Raw genomic sequence first — 16,144 nt, 5'->3', positions numbered from 1 at the left:
GCTTGAAAATCGCATGCTGCCCACAGGCAGACTGATTTGCGCAAGAAGAGAAGAGAGCGATAGATGACCAGCCAGACAATTCCGGTAGAGCCTTTCGACTGCATCGTGTTCGGCGGTTCCGGCGATCTTGCCGAACGCAAGCTCATTCCGGCACTGTATCAGCGTCAGCGTGCAGGCCAGCTCACCGACCCAACGCGCATCATCGGCGCATCGCGCAGTGCCATGACCGATGAGGAATATCGGCAGTTCGCACGCGATGCCATCCACGAGCATGTGAAGGCTTCGGAAGTCGACGAGAAGGAAGTCGACAAGTTTCTCGCCCGTCTCAGCTATGTGGCGGTCGATGCCAAGTCCGAAGAGGGCTGGGATGCGCTCAAGACGCTGATCGGCAAGAAGCCGGAAAAGATTCGCGCTTTCTATCTCGCCGTCAGCCCCACGCTCTTCGGTGATATCGCCACGCGCCTCAAGGCGCATGGCCTGATTACCCGCGATACACGCATCATCGTGGAAAAGCCGATCGGTCGCGACCTGGAATCCGCCATGGCGCTCAATGATACGCTGGGCAGCGTTTTCCGCGAAGATCAGATTTTCCGCATTGACCACTATCTCGGCAAGGAAACCGTGCAGAACCTGATGGCGCTGCGCTTTGCCAATGCGCTTTATGAGCCGTTGTGGAACTCTGCCCATATCGACCATGTGCAGATCACGGTTGCCGAATCTGTCGGCCTTGAGGGCCGCGCCGGTTATTACGACACGGCAGGCGCGCTGCGCGACATGGTGCAGAACCACATTCTTCAGCTGCTCTGCCTTGTCGCCATGGAACCGCCATCCTCGCTGGAGGCCGATGCCGTCCATGACGAGAAGGTCAAGGTTCTGCGGTCCCTTCAGCCGATTACCAATGCAAATGTTGAAGACTTGACCGTTCGCGGCCAATATCGTGCAGGCGCATCCGCAGGCGGTCCGGTCAAGGGCTACCTGGAAGACCTCGAAAACAACACCAGCAACACCGAAACCTTTGTGGCGCTGAAAGCTGAAATCGCCAACTGGCGCTGGGCTGGCGTGCCGTTCTATCTGCGCACCGGCAAGCGGCTTGCCACGCGCGTTTCGGAAATCGTCGTCACGTTCAAGCCGATCCCGCACTCCATCTTCGGCGAAAGTGCTGGCAAGGTCATCGCCAACCAGCTTGTCATCCGCCTGCAACCGGATGAAGGCGTGAAGCAGTGGATGATGATCAAGGATCCGGGTCCGGGCGGTATGCGCCTGCGTCACGTGCCGCTGGATATGAGCTTTGCCGAATCTTTCAGCGAGCGCAATCCGGATGCCTATGAACGTCTCATCATGGATGTCGTTCGCGGCAACCAGACCCTCTTCATGCGGCGCGACGAAGTTGAGGCGGCATGGCGCTGGGTCGACCCTATCCTTCAGGGATGGGAATTGAACAGCCAGCCTGTGCAGGGCTACACAGCAGGAACTTGGGGACCGTCATCGTCCATCGCGCTCATTGAGCGTGACGGACGCACATGGCACGAAAGCCTCTAGAGCGCATCCCGAAAAGTGTGAAACGGTTTTCGGAAAAGATGCGCGTCAAAACAAAGAGATAGAGCGCCGATCTGATCCAATCAGATCGAAACGCGCTCTAAGCATTTCCAGCAAAAGTGCGCAGCGGTTTTGCGTAGGATAATGCGAAAAACAAAGAGATAGAGCGGCTTCACGATTTTATCCGATTGAAACCGCTCTGGTTTCTGCTTTGGAAAGGTATGGAATGAGCATTGAACGGCACGATTTTACCAGCGGAACGGAACTGGCGCAGGCATTGTCGGAAGCCATTGCGAACAAGCTGAATGCCGCCATCGCTGAACGGGGACAGGCCACCTTGGCCGTCTCTGGCGGCACCACGCCGCTCAAGCTGTTCGAAGTGCTCTCCCGCAAGATGATCGACTGGAACCTCGTCACGATCACCCTTGTGGATGAGCGTTTCGTCCCCGTCGATAGCGACCGTTCCAACGAAAAGCTGGTGCGCGAGCATCTTTTGCGCGATCATGCGGGCGTGGCCAAATTCGTCGGCCTTTACAATCCGGCGGCGACGGCCGAAACGGCGGCGCTTGCTGCCGCCAGCCGCATCGATGCGTTGCGTCGTCCTTTCGACGTGGTGGTGCTTGGCATGGGCAATGATGGTCATACCGCCTCCTTCTTTCCCGGTGCCGACCGGCTTGATCAGGCGATCAACCCGGAAACAAGGGCGCTTGTGCTGCCGATCCATGCCGAGGGTGCTGGCGAAAAACGTCTGACCCTGACCCTTCCCATCATTGCCGAAGCCGACCTGCTGGTTCTGCATATCGAAGGCGCTGCCAAGCAGGCAACGCTGGAAAAGGCGCTTTCCGGCGATGACGAGAATGAAATGCCCGTGCGGGCTGTCTTCCATCATGCGCGCACACCGATCCAGCTCTACTGGACAAGTTAAATTCGATTCAAGCCAGATTGGCACAGGTGATACCCATGCCCACCGAGACGGCACATAAACGCATTCAGGAAATCACCGCGCGCATTCGCGAACGGTCCAAGCCGACACGCGAAGCCTATCTTGGCCGTGTGCGAGAGGCTTCATCCAACAAGCCAAAACGCGCAGTGCTGGGCTGTGCCAATCTCGCGCATGGTTTCGCCGCCTGCGGCCCGCACGACAAGGCGGCGCTGATCGGCGACGAGATTCCGAACCTCGGCATCATCACCGCCTATAACGACATGCTGTCGGCGCATCAGCCATTCGAAACCTTCCCGCAGCTTATCAAGCAGGCTGCACGTGAAGCGGGTGGCGTGGCGCAGGTTGCTGGCGGCGTGCCTGCCATGTGCGATGGGGTTACGCAGGGTTTTGCGGGTATGGAACTGTCGCTGTTCTCCCGCGAAGTGATTGCGATGGCAACCGCCGTCGGCCTGTCGCACGATATGTTCGATGCAGCCGTTTATCTCGGTGTCTGCGACAAGATCGTGCCCGGTCTCATCATTGGTGCGCTGACCTTCGGCCACCTGCCCGCCGTGTTCGTGCCTGCCGGTCCGATGACCAGCGGCCTGCCGAACGACGAAAAGGCCAAAACCCGCCAGCTCTATGCCGAAGGCAAGGTCGGGCGTGCCGAACTTCTGGAATCGGAATCGAAGTCCTATCACGGTCCCGGCACCTGCACTTTCTACGGCACGGCCAATTCCAACCAGATGCTGATGGAAATCATGGGCCTGCATCTGCCGGGCGCATCCTTCATCAATCCGGGCACGCCGCTCCGCGACGCCTTGACCCGCGAGGCTGCCAAGCGCGCGCTGGCGATCACTGCCTGCGGCAATGAATATACGCCGGTCGGCGAGATGCTGGACGAGCGTTCCTTCGTCAATGGCGTCATCGGTCTGAATGCGACCGGCGGTTCGACCAACCATACCATCCACCTGATCGCCATGGCAGCTGCGGCCGGTATCAAGCTGACATGGCACGATATTTCCGAGATTTCGGATGTGGTTCCGCTTCTGGCCCGCGTCTATCCGAATGGCCTTGCCGATGTGAACCATTTCCATGCCGCTGGCGGCATGGGCTTCCTGATCCGCGAACTGCTCGATGGCGGCATCCTGCATGAGGATGTGCGCACCGTGTTCGGCGAAGGTCTGCGTCCTTACGCGATCGAACCGAAGCTGGGTGCTGACGGTACAGTCGTGCGTGAGCCGGTGCCGGAGAAAAGCGGCGACGACAAGGTTCTGGCCAAGATCCATACGCCATTCCAGCCGACCGGCGGCCTCAAGGTTCTGACCGGCAATATCGGCAATGCGATCATCAAGGTTTCCGCCGTGAAGCCGGAGCGCCAGGTCATCGAAGCGCCCGCCAAGGTCTTCAACGATCAGGCAGAAATGCAGGCCGCGTTCAAGGCTGGCGAGCTGACCGGCGATTTCATCGCGGTGGTTCGCTATCAGGGGCCGAAAGCCAATGGTATGCCGGAGCTGCACAAGCTGATGACGGTTCTGGGCATTCTGCAGGATCGCGGCCAGCGTGTTGCTCTTGTTACCGACGGTCGCCTGTCCGGTGCATCAGGCAAGGTGCCCTCCGCTATCCATGTCACGCCGGAAGCTCTCGATGGCGGCGCCATCGGAAAAATCCGCGACGGCGATGTCATTCGTCTGGATGCCGTGAACGGCACTCTGGAAGCTCTGGTCAATGTGGCCTTGCTGAATGATCGTGGCGAAGACCGTCCTGATCTTTCAGGCAACGAGCATGGCATGGGGCGCGAATTGTTCCGCGCTTTCCGCCAAATCGCGGGACGGGCCGACGAAGGCGCTTCGGTGTTCTGAAAACAGTCCGAATGAAATTAAGGCAAAACAGCGATTTCAGCTGTTTTGCCTCTCAAACCATCAAAACCGGAATAAAACTGCGCAAAAAGCGCGGCTCAATTGTGTCAAAAAACTGGCTTTTTCACGCCAGCAGTGCGGCAGGCCGCAGTCAGCGTGTTGGCCATCAGCATGGCGATGGTCATCGGACCGACGCCACCTGGAACTGGCGTGATCGCTCCGGCAACTTTTTCGGCTTCCGCGAAATCGACATCGCCGACCAGTCGCGTCTTACCCTCGCCCCGTTCCGGTGCCGGAATGCGATTGATACCGACGTCGATCACCGTTGCGCCCGGCTTGACCCAATCGCCCTTGACCATTTGCGGGCGTCCGACCGCCGCCACCAGAATATCCGCAGTGCGGGCAATCGCGGGCAGGTCTTTCGTGCGGCTGTGCGCAACCGTAACGGTTGCATTGGCAGCGAGCAGAAGATTGAACATCGGCTTGCCAACAATGTTGGAGCGACCGATTACCACGGCATTAAGGCCCGAAAGATCATGGCCATGGATGCGCTCAATCATGATCATCGCGCCCGCGGGCGTGCAGGGAACGAAAGCCGTTTCAACTTCGCCGGTGCCAAGCTTGCCGACATTGATAAAGTGAAAGCCATCGACATCCTTGTCGGGTGAAATGGTCTGGATCACCCGGCCCGAGTCGATGTGCTTCGGCAGCGGCAACTGCACCAGAATGCCGTGAATGGCGGGATCGTTGTTCAAACTCTCGATCAGGTCGAGAAGCTCCTGCTCCGACGCCGTTTCCGGCAGATCGTGCTGCACCGAGTGGAAACCGCATTCCTTGGCCTTCTTGCTCTTGGAAGCGACATAGACCTGACTTGCCGGGTCTTCACCGACAATCACCACCGCAATGCCGGGCACGATGCCGGTTGCGGCCACGAGCTTTTCGGTTTCGGTCTTCACCGTGGAAACCACATCCTCGGCGAGCTTCTTGCCATCAATCAATTGAGCCATAGCGAGCGCTCCGTTCTTTTGTGATATCGGGCTTAAGTGTCTGGGAGATACACGACATCTTTTTCGTACACATGCCCATAAGCGTCATGATGCCCGATGACAATTGGCGAATGCGCGACAATGCAGGATTTTATGAAGTTTCAGAACGGAAAGTCCTGCGAGAACCGGTCAGGACTTTGCGACACGGGATGAGCGCACATCATCGATGGCACGACCGAGGGCGGCATTTTCCCTGGTGCTGTTGGTGCCTTCATTCTCGGCTTCCCAGCGCGCATTGGCTTCGCGGATAACGGCAGCAAGCCGGGTTTCGCCATAGGGTTCCAGTACCTCGTCCGGATCGGCTTCGCTTCTGACCGACGATCGGGGCTTGCGACCGGCCAGCATCATCGCAAGAAGGCCAAGCAAAAACCCGCCCAGCAGTCCAAGGGCGATAATCCCTTGTGGAGAGAGAGTGCGCGGGTTCGGTTCCGCCATCGCTGGCGTAACGATCCGCACTGTCGCAGCAGACCCCGCCGAGGCAGGTTCGCCCCGTGCCGCACGCATCTGCAAATCTTCAAACAGCGCCTGCTTTGCCGCCGCATCGCGTTCCAGCATCTGCAGGCGTGCTTTGTCTTCGTCCGTGGCAGGCGTCGAGCCGAAACCGGCAATAGCAGCTGCTGCCTTTTGCTCGCGTTCGACTGCATTCTTAAGATCGGCCTGTAACACACTACGCTGGCTGGAAATCTCCTTGTCGATTTCCGCTTCGATCTGGTTCGCGTCAGCCCCCTGCCCTGCAGCGCGATAACGCTCCACCAGAGCACCCAACGCTCCAGATCGCATGGTTTCAGGCACGCCCTTACCGGCGAGGCTCTCCGCAGTCGCGCCGTTCAGGCTGTTGGCCTCCGCTGCGATGCGCGCTGTCTCGGCCTTGCTGTCGGCGAATTCACGTTGAAGTGCGGCCTTGTTGTCGTCGTCGCCAAAATCGCGGCTGACGCGAAAAGCAGTTGCCGCCTGCTGCGCCGCTTCGGCGTCTGTTTCCAGACTTTGCAGGCGCGTCGGAAGATCACCCTCAGACCCGCTCAGTTCCGCGCCACCCTGCAGATGATCGCGAAACGCCTGTGCAACGGCATTGGCCAAAAGTGCTGCCGTTTCCGGCCTGTCAGCCATAGCCTCGACATTGACCGTGCCGCTGTCGAGTGCCTGTGTAAAATCAAGACGCTGGCGCAGCAATTGCGCACCCGACATCTTTTTGTGTCCGGCCAGGGCCGGAGATTGCTGGTCTTCGGGCAACAATAGGGTCAGGCGAAAGTGCAATTCCTCCAGAAATGAAGGAGCGCCGAGATCGGCTGCACGTTCAATGCGCGCCATCTGTGCAGCGCGCTCAAGCACGGCATTCGAGGCAATTTCGCTCCGTCGCTCGGGCGGGAAAACCTGCAAGGATGCTGTCGCGCTATATTGGGGCGGCTCCAGAACAGCATATGCGGTTCCGATAATTCCGCCCAGCATTGTGAAACCCGCCAGAAGCCCCCAGCGACGCCTGCGGCGTGGCAATTGTAGCGGCTTTTCAAGCTTCGGGACGATGGTTGATGTGGGGGCAGCTGGCGCGGGTTGCGTCTTGACCGGTGCACCGTCGAGATTGGCTTGCAGCGCCTCCCGCACGGCATTCATCCGGCCCTGCATATCCGCCTTCGGATCAACTCGCTCGCTCGCTTCAGCGTCTAACAAATCCTGTTTGCGGCGGAGCAACTCCTCGCGGCGCCTTTGATGTTCGCGCTCTTCGTCATTGTCTTCGGTCGCGCGAGCGGATGGCACAGGCACAAGGAATTCCGGCGCATAGGCCAGAAGTGGGCGCGCAGCGGCACGTCTCCTTTCTCCGTCCCTTTCCACCATCGCTCCGTCCCGTTTTTCACCCGTGGCTATTAATCCAGATTAGTATTCATCATGGCAAATAAATCGTTAAAATTGCAATTATATGTATTGATTCATACAGATAAATCAGGAGGCCGTTGTGAGCACCGAAACGGAGTACCCGACCGATCCAGAGCGGCTGAGTGGCATAATCGAGTTTATCCAGAATGCAGAGCGGCTGAAAAGCACTTTGCGATCCGGTCATACCTCACAGGGCCGACCGGAAAGCACCGCCGAACATAGCTGGCGGCTATGCCTTCTAGTTACGCTGTTCGACCGCGAGCTGGGCGATTGCGACCGGCTGAAACTCATCAAGATGTGCATCGTCCACGATCTGGGCGAGGCGATTTCCGGCGATGTGCCCGCAATCCACCAATCTGCCGATGACGGGCGAGCCGAGCGCGAAAAAACGGACCTCATGACGCTGTGTGCCCCGCTGCCGGAGGATCTGCGCGCAGAAATCATGGAGCTGTGGGCGGATTACAGCGAAGGCAAATCGACTGAAGCTATTTTTGCCAAGGGCTTCGACAAGCTCGAAACCATGATGCAGCATAATATCGGGCTCAATCCGCCGGATTTTGATTATGCATTCAATCTCGACTACGGCGTCAAGCAGACAGCGCGCCACCCGCTGCTACGCCAGTTCCGCGAAATCGTGGACGCGGAAACCCGGCGCAATGCCGAAAAGCGTTAGAGCATTTCCTGTTTTGATTGCACCATCAGAAATACTCTATCTCTTTGTTTCTACGCATGTCTTTATCCTATCGTTGCGGGATAAAGACATGCTCTAACTCAACGTCGCGAAGTGGCGCAGTGTGAAGGTGATCTGGTAAATCAGCGCGGCGGCGGCGAAAATCGCATGATAGCGCCGGTTATCCCAGAACACCGCAATCAGACTGAACAGGATAAAGCCTGCAACCTGAATCGGATATTCAGTGCCATAGAGCCGGTAGTGATCGGCTCCCTTCAACAACGTATCGATGAAATCGGCCACATAGACCAGCGCCAGAATGCCGAAAAACCACTTGCGCCGGGAAATGAAGTAATCGCGGTAGCCGGTATATTCTTCCATACTGTCGGGGAAGAGCAGCGTGCAGAGCAGGAAATACAATCCGGCATAGAAGATTACGAACAGATACTTCTCGAAAGTCCAGAGCGGAATGGTTCGCAAGCTGAACTCGAACCACCAGAAATGGATGACCGAAAGCAGGATGAAACCCACCCAAGCCAGATGGACCGGGTAAATTTTCTGCTTGCCGGGATGCTGGATAAAGCGTGCCAATCCAGTCAAAAGGCGTGAAACACACAGGCCGAGGATCATGCCTATGATGATGCGGACATGGCCAAAGGCTTCGGCTGGCGGCACACCCGTTGTCAAAGCCGGATCCATTCTTCCCCTCCGAAGCTTCACTCAACTTTGGTTCATATTGGTCGATATATTTTGGGCGATCAATGATTTAACCTCAGAAATTCGTGGATACGCCGCATATACTTGCGGAGTGTAATAAGGCGGGGCTATACCATCGCGGGCCATGTCCAAATGAAATCCAAAGGTGGAACAATCAATATGCATGACACGGTAATTCTGGTCGGTTGCGGCAATATGGGCTTCGCCATGCTGAAAGGCTGGCTCGATAGCGGTATCCTCAAGGCAAAAGACGTTTATGTCGTGGAGCCGACCGAAGCGCTTCGCGATCGCGCCGCTGGTGCTGGCGTCCATGCATTTGCCGATGCTGAAGCCCTGCCCGGCGATCTGAAGCCGCGTATGGTTCTCGTGGCGGTCAAGCCGCAGGTCATGGCACAGGTTCTGCCAGCCTATAAGCGCTTCGCACCCGCTGCCACTTTCGTCAGTGTTGCAGCCGGTATTCCGGTCGCCCTTTTTGAAAGCAAGCTTGGTCACGATGCAGCCGTGCTTCGCTGTATGCCGAACACGCCTGCCGCCATCGGCAAGGGGATGCTCGTCACCTACAAGAACGCCAATGTGACCGACGAGAACGAAGTCTTCGTAGGCCGCCTGCTTGAGACATCCGGCAAGGTCGCAAGTGTTGACGATGAAGTGCTGATGGACGTTGTAACCGCCGTTTCGGGTTCCGGGCCTGCCTATGTGTTCCACTTCATCGAGGCGCTGACCGATGCCGGTGTGACCGCCGGTCTGCCGCAGGAAACGGCAGCTTTGCTGGCCATGCAGACGGTGATGGGTGCAGGCGCGCTGGCCGATGCCAGCACGGACACGCCGTCAAAGCTGCGCGAACAGGTGACAAGCCCGAACGGCACCACCGCTGCCGCGCTCGAAGTTCTGATGGGCGGCGACCGCCTCAAGACGCTGGTGGCCGAAGCGGTGGAAGCGGCTCGCAAGCGTTCGGTGGAACTGGGCAAAAGCTAAACTGAGAGACGCGGCACCGCTTCGATGAGCGCCTTTGTAACAGGCGCTTGCGGTGCCGCTATCAGCTCCCGCGTCGGGCGGCATTCAACAATCTGCCCGCGTTCCATCACCGCGATACGGTCCGCCATCTGCGCTGCCACTGCGAGATCATGCGTGATGAAGAGATAGGCTGTCTGTTCGGCTTTCTGTATATCCCGCAAAAGGTTGAGAATGGCGCCGCGTACGGTGACGTCGAGCGCCGAAACAGCCTCGTCCAGCACGATCAGCGACGGAGTAGTTGCAAGCGCCCGCGCAATTGCGACGCGCTGGCGCTGCCCACCGGAAATCTCTTGGACGCCGCGCCGGGCCAGTGCCGGATCAAGCCCCACCGCTTGCAGAAGACTGGCAATATCGCGTTTCAGCCCATGAATGCGCAGCGGTTCGCGTAAGAGATCGTAGACGCTCGCACGTGGATTAAAAGCCGAGAGCGGGTCCTGAAACACCATCTGCATGCGCGCCCGCTGCTTGCGGAGACTAGCCCCTTTGAGCGCCAGCCAGTCCTCGCCTTCAAAACGGATTGTACCGCTTGCAAGCGGGTGAAGTCGCAGCAGTGCCCGCGCCAGCGTGGACTTGCCGCTGCCAGACGGACCGACCAGCGCCAGTGTCTCGCCCGGCTGGATCGTCAGGCTGACGCCGTCAAGCGCAAGGGCGTCGCCATAGCGAACCACAAGCTGATCTGCATTCAGAAGCGGATCAGCCATGGGCCGCCTCCAGCACCGGCACGGCGGTGATCAGCGCTTTCGTGTAATCTGTTTGTGGGTCAGAAATGATCGTTCGAGCGGGGCCAAGTTCCACCAGCACACCCCGCCGGAAAACCGCGATGCGATCCGCCAGTCCCGATGCCAAAGCAATATCATGGGTGATGAAGATCAGCGTCATTCCGTCTGCGCGCACCAGTTCCTGCAGAAGAGAGACAATCTCCTTCTGCACAATGGTGTCGAGCGCGCTTGTCGGCTCATCCGCGATCAGCAGGCGCGGCCCGGCGGCAATGGCGAGCGCAATCGCGATACGCTGTTTCTGCCCGCCCGAAAACTGGTGCGGATAGCGCGAAAAACTTGCTTCGGGTTGCGGAATGTGAACCCGCTGTAAAAGGCTTACTGCTTTGGCTTTCGCTGCCGCTCGGTCAATTTTTGTGTGGGCGCGAATGGTCTCGACAAGTTGCGCGCCCACCGTCATCAGTGGGTCGAAGCTCGATGCCGGGTCCTGAAACACGAAGCCAATGTCGCGTCCCGGCAGCAGCTTACCGTCTGCCCATTCCATATTGCCCGAAATGCTTGCATTCCCCGGCAGGAGCGAGGCCAGCGCGAGCGCCAGCGTGCTTTTGCCCGAACCGCTTTCGCCGATGATTGCCAGAGTTTCACCACGTCGGACATCAAGATCGATGTTCTCCAGCGCCGTTTCACGGCCATAGCGCACGGAAAGCTGTTCCAGCCGGACGATCACCGTCATGACTGCACCTCGCGCCGGGACAAGGCGTTCGTCAGTCCTTCGCCCGCCAGATAGACACCGACGACAGTGAACGCCAGTGCCAGTCCCGGCAAGATCGAAAGCCAGGGGGCGGAACGCAGGACCGTGCGACCCTCGGCGATCATGCCGCCCCAGGTGACGCGGTTCGGATCGCCCAAGCCCAGAAAGGACAAGGCCGCTTCGATCAATATGGCGGAAGCGACGATCACCGGCACCAGCGCCAGAACCGGTGGCAGAGCATTGGGCAATATCTGGCGGAAAGCGATTTCCATCGGATGCATGCCGATGACGCGAGCCGACGCCACGTAATCGCTTTCGCGAATTGTGAGCACCTGCCCGCGTGTGAGGCGCGCAGCCTGCGTCCAGCTTGAAAGTGCAATTGCTGCAATCAGCACCGGCAGCGACGGCCCGGCAATGCTGACCAGCGCCAGCGCCAGCAGAAAGCCCGGCACGGTCTGGAAGGCTTCCGTAATCCGCATCAGGACTTCATCGACGATACCGCCCGCAAAACCGGCCAGCGTCCCCACAATGCTGCCGAGGACGACTGCGGCGCAGGCCGCGGCCAGCCCGACTGCAAGCGATGTGCGCGCACCATAGAAAAGCTCAGCCAGAACATCACGTCCCAACCGGTCAGTTCCAAGAATAAAATCTGCATTGTCAAAGGGTTGCAGCAGCGGCGTTGAGACAATACTTAAAGGATCTGCGGGAAAGAGTAGCGGAGCGGCAAGTGCTGCCAGCACGAGCAGCACCAGCAGGATTGCACCTGCTATACCCTCACCCGTTCTGAAATAACGTTTAGCCCCGCTCATGCCCTACCGCCTCCGGCAGCGATACGCGGATCAAGCCAGAGATAGATCAGGTCGATAAGGAAATTCACCACGATCACCATGACGGCGCTGATCAGAATGACTCCGAGCAGAAGCGGCGTATCGCGGCTTGCGACGGCCTCCTGTGCAAGCCGCCCCAGCCCCGGCACGGCGAAAACGCTTTCGATCACCACGCTGCCGCCGAGCATGGATGCGGCCTGCAAGCCCAGCACGGTAAAGAGCGGCAACAATGCATTCCGCGCCACGTGGCGCAGGACAATACGCGAATGCGAAATGCCCCTCGCCCGCAAGGCGCGCACGAAATCCATGCGCCATATGTCGGCCATGGCGGCGCGCATGACCCGCAGGTAAAGCGCCAGATAGATCACCGCCAGCGAAACGACCGGCAACACCAGATGGACCGCAATGTCGCCTGCCCGCGCCAACCCGTGCTTGTCGGAAGCGATTGTTTCAATGCCGCTCGACGGCAACCAGCGCAGCCTGATCGAAAACAGGATGACCAGCACGAGCGCCAGCCAGAAACCGGGGATCGCATAAAGAACCAGCGATGCAACGGAAAGAAACCGGTCGCTAAAACTTCCGGGCTTCGCCCCTGCCACGATGCCAAGGAGCGACCCCACGGCAAAAGACAAGGCAGTCGCCGCGCCCATTAATAGAAGCGTGTTGGGCAGGCGCTCCAGAATAACGTCGAGAATGGGCCGGTTGAAACTGACGGACCAGCCAAGATTACCCTGCACAAGGGTTGCCAGATAGGCCCCGAGCCGATGCCAGACCGACTGATCCAGTCCCCAGCGCGCCCGCATTTCTGCAATCGTTGCCGCATCACCGCCGAATGTTACGGCATAAGCGTCGACGGCATCGCCCGGCGCGCTTTCCAACATAAAAAAGCAGCCGACAATGACAATCACCAGCACCATAATGCTGCTGATCAATCGTTTGCGGAAAAGGGCCAGAATCTGTTTCACGGTGGCAGGATACAATCAATCCACGAGGTTCGTCACTGTTCCAGCCACGTATCCGCCCAGTTGGAAACTACCCAGCGCGGATTGCTGGAAACATTCTTCACGCGGTCGCTGGCTACGGTGATGAAACCCCATTCCGCAACATTGATGAGCGGCAAATCTGCGTCCACCATCTGCTGGAACTGATGATAGAGCGCCGTGCGCTTTTTCTCATCGATTTCGCGTGCGGATTTGGCGATCAGCGCGTCCAGTTCAGCATTGGCATAGCCGCCTTGATTGGAAAACGGCACGCCTGCCGGGATACCGCCCTCAACCAGAATTGTCGTGGATATGGCCGGATCACCACGATAAACCGTCGGCGCAATGGCCAGATCAAAATCGTGGTCAGTGTAAACTGCCTTCTGGTGCGCGGCGGAATCGTTGTTGACGATGCGTGCATCAATGCCGACCGCCGCAAGCGCCTGCCGCAGATAATCACCGAACTGTTTCGTTTCGTTGAAATAGGGCGCCGGAAGAAGCTTGAGCGTGAAGCGCGTTCCGTCCTTGCCCCGCTCGTAACCAGCCTCGTCCAGAAGCGCATTCGCTTTCGCGACGTTGAACGGATAGGACGGCACGTCATCGGTATAGAACTGGCTGTCATAACGCGGTACAGGACCGGTCGAGGTCTTGGCGTAACCGAGGAAAATTGTCTTCACCACGAAATCACGATCGATGACATGGGCGATTGCCTGCCGAACCTTCAGGTTCGCCAGTTCCTTGCGGCGGTGGTTGATTTCCACCACGAGCTGGTAGGTCAACGCCTCATAGCCCTTGGAGATGACCGTGAGGCCCGGAACCTTCGAAATGCGGTCCAGATCGGCGAGCGGCACGGCGGAAAAGGCGGCGAGGTCGATTTCTTCGGCCTCCAGCGCGCCAGCCGCTGCGGCGCGATCCGGCAGCACGCGATAGACAATCTCGTCCAGATAAGGCTCACCCTCGCCCCAATAATCGTCGTTGCGTGTCAGCCGGTAATATTCGCCGGTCTTATGTTCGGCATATTTGAACGGGCCGGTGCCTACGAGCTTTTCATTGGCCGGGTTGGCCATGACGTCACTGCCCGCGAAGACATGCTTCGGCAGCACTGCCGTCAGCGCCGGCAGGGCATTGCGGATAAGCTGGAAGGGCGTCGGCTCGGAGAAATGGAAAACGGCAGTGAGGTCATCCGGCGTTTCGACCTTCTCCAGCGCCTTGAACACGACACGTCCCAGGTTTTGCAGCGGTTTCCAGACTTCCATGGCCGAAAATGCCACATCCGCCGATGTGAAAGGCGTGCCGTCATGCCATTTGACGCCTTCGCGCAGGTGGAACGTCGCCGTCAGCCCGTCGGTCGAACCTTCCCAGCTCGTGGCAAGCCGTGGCGCGAGACCATTTTCGCCCTCGAAGGACGCTTCCGCCAGAGGTTCGATCACCTTGCTTGCGACAAAGAAAACGCCATTGGAGGCCACGATGGCCGGGTTCAGATTACGTGGCTCTGAATCTGCGGCCACGACCAGTCGCCCGCCTTTCTGCGCTTCACCAGCCGCATTCGACCGTTGCGGCCAGACGGCGACAGCGGCCAAAGCGGTCGATCCCGCCAGAAAAGCCCTACGTGACAGAACCAGTTGAACCATATCCATTGCCCCGCAATCACATTTTCATTTGACGACTTTTTATACCAGTCACCCGTAAATGACAGGATCAAAACCTGTTACCGGAACAATAAATATCGAAAAACACTTCGCTTTCCGGCATCTTTAACCGTCAAGTAAAAATAATATTTCAATTATTTGCTAGCTTATTATTGAAGTATTTCAACCTATGCGTTTGAATTATTTTTTCGATTAAACCCAATTTAAAGAAAATCCCCTCTTGCCAAACAGGGCTTCTTCCGTAGATCATGGTTAATTATGTGTTGTCGTATTTCGTGAGCTTCCATTTCGACACGGCACGCATAGACCACTGAAGAGCAATTCATGGCTCTTATTTGAATGCATTTGTGCGCCCCATTTCATTCATCTGGCGGCAAATGCCCCCTGAAAGCTGAACCCATTGGAAGAGAGGAAACAGAAATGTCTAGTTTGCTGCCCCCGCTTCATGACGGTCACGCACCGATCTATCTGCATCATGCATTCCAGGATGCGGTCGATGCTTATGAAGATTGGGCTCTGGAAACGACCGAACCGTCCGTTCAGGTCAACGGCAAGGTCACACGGATCAGTGTCATCTTCCGCCGCCTGTGGAACTGCACCGACATGGTGCCGCGCCACACGCTGGAAGCGCTGAGGGATATCGTTCCGACCGGCATCATCCATGCTGAACACTGGAAGGAAACGCCCACATTTGCAGAAGCTGCCCGCATCATGCGTGCCGCTCTGGAAGGGCGCAAGGCACGACGGCTCCCGGTCGTGTGCTGATTTCCTGAAACCATAAAGGAAACGGGCGGATTTTCCGCCCGTTTTGCATTCAACTGCTGATCCTTCGACAAGCTCAGGATGAGGTTCGACAGTTCTGGATGAAGGAAGCCGAGCCTATTCAGCCACCAGCGCTTAAGAGCCTGAATCAAAAAGCTGCATGTGTGTGCGAAAATGGTGATTTTCGAGTACCGGAGCGCAGTGTACTTTTGAGCATGGTCCCCAAAAGTTGCAGACTTTTCGGATAAGACTATGCACCAGAGAAAGCTACATGAGCGCCGGAACGCAGACAAATTGCCATTTGCAGCCACACAGGATGGCTTTTGGAACAGGCTCTAAACAACAGGTTCAAGTTTGCGGAAGCGCACGCGGGCGCTGCGTTCGATGGCGGCAACGGTCAGTTCATCCAGTGTCCAGCGGTCACGCAGCATCTGGAGAAATTCCAGTTCTTCCTGCTCCACATGGAGATCGGCAGCAGCGACTTCGACAGCCAGCGCATAGGCCGTATCGTAGAGACGTTCCGGCAGTGCTTCATGGGCAAGGTCGAGAATTTTTTCCAGGCCGTCTTCATCGGCAAGAAGCGCATAGCAATCATTGGCAATCTGCGGCAGGCGCCCGGTATCGAAACCGCGGAAAACCGGCAGGCGCGTCACCACATTGCCGATGGATTCCAGCTCGGCATCGGTCATGGTGGTGTCGGCGGCAGACGTCGTAATCATAATATAGACGAGTGCATCCTGCTGGGTGATCTTTTTCATCGGGTACTCCTGCACAACAATAGCCGGAATCAACTTCAACGGCCCAAATTGTTTTGAAAGTTAGGAAG

Annotated in this window: 15 protein-coding genes; 6 read left to right on the top strand and 9 right to left on the bottom strand. The window is 57.8% G+C overall.

All coding sequences use genetic code 11. The features are described from left to right. Window positions 1-63 precede the first annotated feature (63 nt). The 3 genes from zwf to edd all read left to right on the top strand — a co-directional run bounded on the left by zwf (window position 64) and on the right by edd (window position 4,320). On the top strand, window positions 64-1,539 hold the full coding sequence (gene zwf / locus ABDF71_RS22430; RefSeq protein WP_012093297.1) for a glucose-6-phosphate dehydrogenase: 1,476 nt from the start codon (window positions 64-66) through the stop codon (window positions 1,537-1,539). Window positions 1,540-1,762: 223 nt separating this feature from the next. After that, window positions 1,763-2,461 (top strand): 6-phosphogluconolactonase, encoded by a 699-nt coding sequence (gene pgl / locus ABDF71_RS22425; protein ID WP_010659144.1) that lies wholly within the window; start codon window positions 1,763-1,765, stop codon window positions 2,459-2,461. Window positions 2,462-2,496: 35 nt separating this feature from the next. Beyond that, window positions 2,497-4,320 carry a phosphogluconate dehydratase gene (gene edd / locus ABDF71_RS22420; RefSeq protein WP_151663243.1) on the top strand — a complete coding sequence of 608 codons (1,824 nt, stop codon included), beginning with the start codon at window positions 2,497-2,499 and terminating at the stop codon, window positions 4,318-4,320. Between the two features lie 104 nt (window positions 4,321-4,424). On the opposite strand, the gene folD is transcribed toward edd, so the two are convergent. After that, window positions 4,425-5,324 carry a bifunctional methylenetetrahydrofolate dehydrogenase/methenyltetrahydrofolate cyclohydrolase FolD gene (folD, locus tag ABDF71_RS22415; protein ID WP_258124812.1) on the bottom strand — a complete coding sequence of 300 codons (900 nt, stop codon included), beginning with the start codon at window positions 5,322-5,324 and terminating at the stop codon, window positions 4,425-4,427. A gap of 168 nt (window positions 5,325-5,492) precedes the next feature. Next, window positions 5,493-7,193 carry a GumC domain-containing protein gene (locus ABDF71_RS22410; RefSeq protein WP_258124813.1) on the bottom strand — a complete coding sequence of 567 codons (1,701 nt, stop codon included), beginning with the start codon at window positions 7,191-7,193 and terminating at the stop codon, window positions 5,493-5,495. Window positions 7,194-7,311: 118 nt separating this feature from the next. Between ABDF71_RS22410 and ABDF71_RS22405 the strand changes: the two genes are divergently transcribed. Next, entirely contained in the window at window positions 7,312-7,905 is a 594-nt protein-coding gene (locus tag ABDF71_RS22405; RefSeq protein WP_258124814.1) for an HD domain-containing protein, read from the top strand. Window positions 7,906-7,998: 93 nt separating this feature from the next. On the opposite strand, the gene ABDF71_RS22400 is transcribed toward ABDF71_RS22405, so the two are convergent. Then, window positions 7,999-8,601: a hypothetical protein gene (locus ABDF71_RS22400; RefSeq protein ID WP_010659149.1), complete on the bottom strand. Its 603-nt coding sequence runs from the start codon at window positions 8,599-8,601 to the stop codon at window positions 7,999-8,001. Between the two features lie 177 nt (window positions 8,602-8,778). Here ABDF71_RS22400 and proC point away from each other — a divergent pair, with 177 nt between their 5' ends. Next, the gene (gene proC, locus ABDF71_RS22395; protein ID WP_151663246.1) at window positions 8,779-9,594 is read left to right on the top strand and encodes a pyrroline-5-carboxylate reductase; all 816 of its coding nucleotides are present in this window, start codon (window positions 8,779-8,781) and stop codon (window positions 9,592-9,594) included. Here the strand turns inward: proC and ABDF71_RS22390 are convergent. Genes ABDF71_RS22390 through ABDF71_RS22370 form a run of 5 tightly spaced genes read right to left on the bottom strand, consistent with a single transcriptional unit; the run spans window position 9,591 to window position 14,538 of the window. Continuing rightward, window positions 9,591-10,334, bottom strand: a complete 744-nt coding sequence (locus ABDF71_RS22390) for an ABC transporter ATP-binding protein (RefSeq protein ID WP_258124815.1) — start codon at window positions 10,332-10,334, stop codon at window positions 9,591-9,593. The two genes, proC and ABDF71_RS22390, sit on opposite strands and share 4 nt — an antisense overlap. Then, window positions 10,327-11,082, bottom strand: coding sequence for an ABC transporter ATP-binding protein (locus ABDF71_RS22385; RefSeq protein ID WP_036587566.1), 756 nt, complete (start codon window positions 11,080-11,082; stop codon window positions 10,327-10,329). Before ABDF71_RS22385 ends, ABDF71_RS22390 begins: the two co-directional genes overlap by 8 nt. Next, complete coding sequence (locus ABDF71_RS22380; protein ID WP_258124816.1) at window positions 11,079-11,909, bottom strand: ABC transporter permease; 831 nt, start codon at window positions 11,907-11,909, stop codon at window positions 11,079-11,081. Before ABDF71_RS22380 ends, ABDF71_RS22385 begins: the two co-directional genes overlap by 4 nt. Beyond that, window positions 11,906-12,907 carry an ABC transporter permease gene (locus ABDF71_RS22375; RefSeq protein WP_151663249.1) on the bottom strand — a complete coding sequence of 334 codons (1,002 nt, stop codon included), beginning with the start codon at window positions 12,905-12,907 and terminating at the stop codon, window positions 11,906-11,908. Before ABDF71_RS22375 ends, ABDF71_RS22380 begins: the two co-directional genes overlap by 4 nt. 17 nt (window positions 12,908-12,924) lie before the next feature. Next, window positions 12,925-14,538, bottom strand: coding sequence for an ABC transporter substrate-binding protein (locus ABDF71_RS22370; RefSeq protein ID WP_258124817.1), 1,614 nt, complete (start codon window positions 14,536-14,538; stop codon window positions 12,925-12,927). Window positions 14,539-14,976: 438 nt separating this feature from the next. On the opposite strand from ABDF71_RS22370, the gene ABDF71_RS22365 reads away from it, so the two are divergent. Further along, the gene (locus ABDF71_RS22365) at window positions 14,977-15,321 is read left to right on the top strand and encodes a BRA0787 family protein (RefSeq protein WP_010659156.1); all 345 of its coding nucleotides are present in this window, start codon (window positions 14,977-14,979) and stop codon (window positions 15,319-15,321) included. 332 nt (window positions 15,322-15,653) lie between these two features. Here ABDF71_RS22365 and ABDF71_RS22360 read toward each other — a convergent pair whose 3' ends face one another. After that, window positions 15,654-16,076 (bottom strand): tellurite resistance TerB family protein, encoded by a 423-nt coding sequence (locus tag ABDF71_RS22360; protein ID WP_258124818.1) that lies wholly within the window; start codon window positions 16,074-16,076, stop codon window positions 15,654-15,656. Between the last annotated feature and the right edge of the window lie 68 nt (window positions 16,077-16,144).

It is taken from the genome of Ochrobactrum sp. WV_118_8 (genome assembly GCF_039631535.1).
GTDB classification, from domain to species: domain Bacteria; phylum Pseudomonadota; class Alphaproteobacteria; order Rhizobiales; family Rhizobiaceae; genus Brucella; species Brucella anthropi.
The sequence above is the reverse complement of the archived record's forward strand: the minus strand, read 5'-3'. Positions and strand labels throughout refer to the sequence as shown.

What these genes read in the sequence shown, in the direction of transcription:
- zwf (WP_012093297.1), top strand. Translation starts at nt 64, where the DNA reads ATGACCAGCCAGACAATTCCGGTAGAGCCTTTCGACTGCATCGTGTTC.
- pgl (WP_010659144.1), top strand. Translation starts at nt 1,763, where the DNA reads ATGAGCATTGAACGGCACGATTTTACCAGCGGAACGGAACTGGCGCAG.
- edd (WP_151663243.1), top strand. Translation starts at nt 2,497, where the DNA reads ATGCCCACCGAGACGGCACATAAACGCATTCAGGAAATCACCGCGCGC.
- folD (WP_258124812.1), bottom strand. Translation starts at nt 5,324, where the DNA reads ATGGCTCAATTGATTGATGGCAAGAAGCTCGCCGAGGATGTGGTTTCC.
- ABDF71_RS22410 (WP_258124813.1), bottom strand. Translation starts at nt 7,193, where the DNA reads ATGGTGGAAAGGGACGGAGAAAGGAGACGTGCCGCTGCGCGCCCACTT.
- ABDF71_RS22400 (WP_010659149.1), bottom strand. Translation starts at nt 8,601, where the DNA reads ATGGATCCGGCTTTGACAACGGGTGTGCCGCCAGCCGAAGCCTTTGGC.
- proC (WP_151663246.1), top strand. Translation starts at nt 8,779, where the DNA reads ATGCATGACACGGTAATTCTGGTCGGTTGCGGCAATATGGGCTTCGCC.
- ABDF71_RS22390 (WP_258124815.1), bottom strand. Translation starts at nt 10,334, where the DNA reads ATGGCTGATCCGCTTCTGAATGCAGATCAGCTTGTGGTTCGCTATGGC.
- ABDF71_RS22385 (WP_036587566.1), bottom strand. Translation starts at nt 11,082, where the DNA reads ATGACGGTGATCGTCCGGCTGGAACAGCTTTCCGTGCGCTATGGCCGT.
- ABDF71_RS22380 (WP_258124816.1), bottom strand. Translation starts at nt 11,909, where the DNA reads ATGAGCGGGGCTAAACGTTATTTCAGAACGGGTGAGGGTATAGCAGGT.
- ABDF71_RS22370 (WP_258124817.1), bottom strand. Translation starts at nt 14,538, where the DNA reads ATGGTTCAACTGGTTCTGTCACGTAGGGCTTTTCTGGCGGGATCGACC.
- ABDF71_RS22365 (WP_010659156.1), top strand. Translation starts at nt 14,977, where the DNA reads ATGTCTAGTTTGCTGCCCCCGCTTCATGACGGTCACGCACCGATCTAT.
- ABDF71_RS22360 (WP_258124818.1), bottom strand. Translation starts at nt 16,076, where the DNA reads ATGAAAAAGATCACCCAGCAGGATGCACTCGTCTATATTATGATTACG.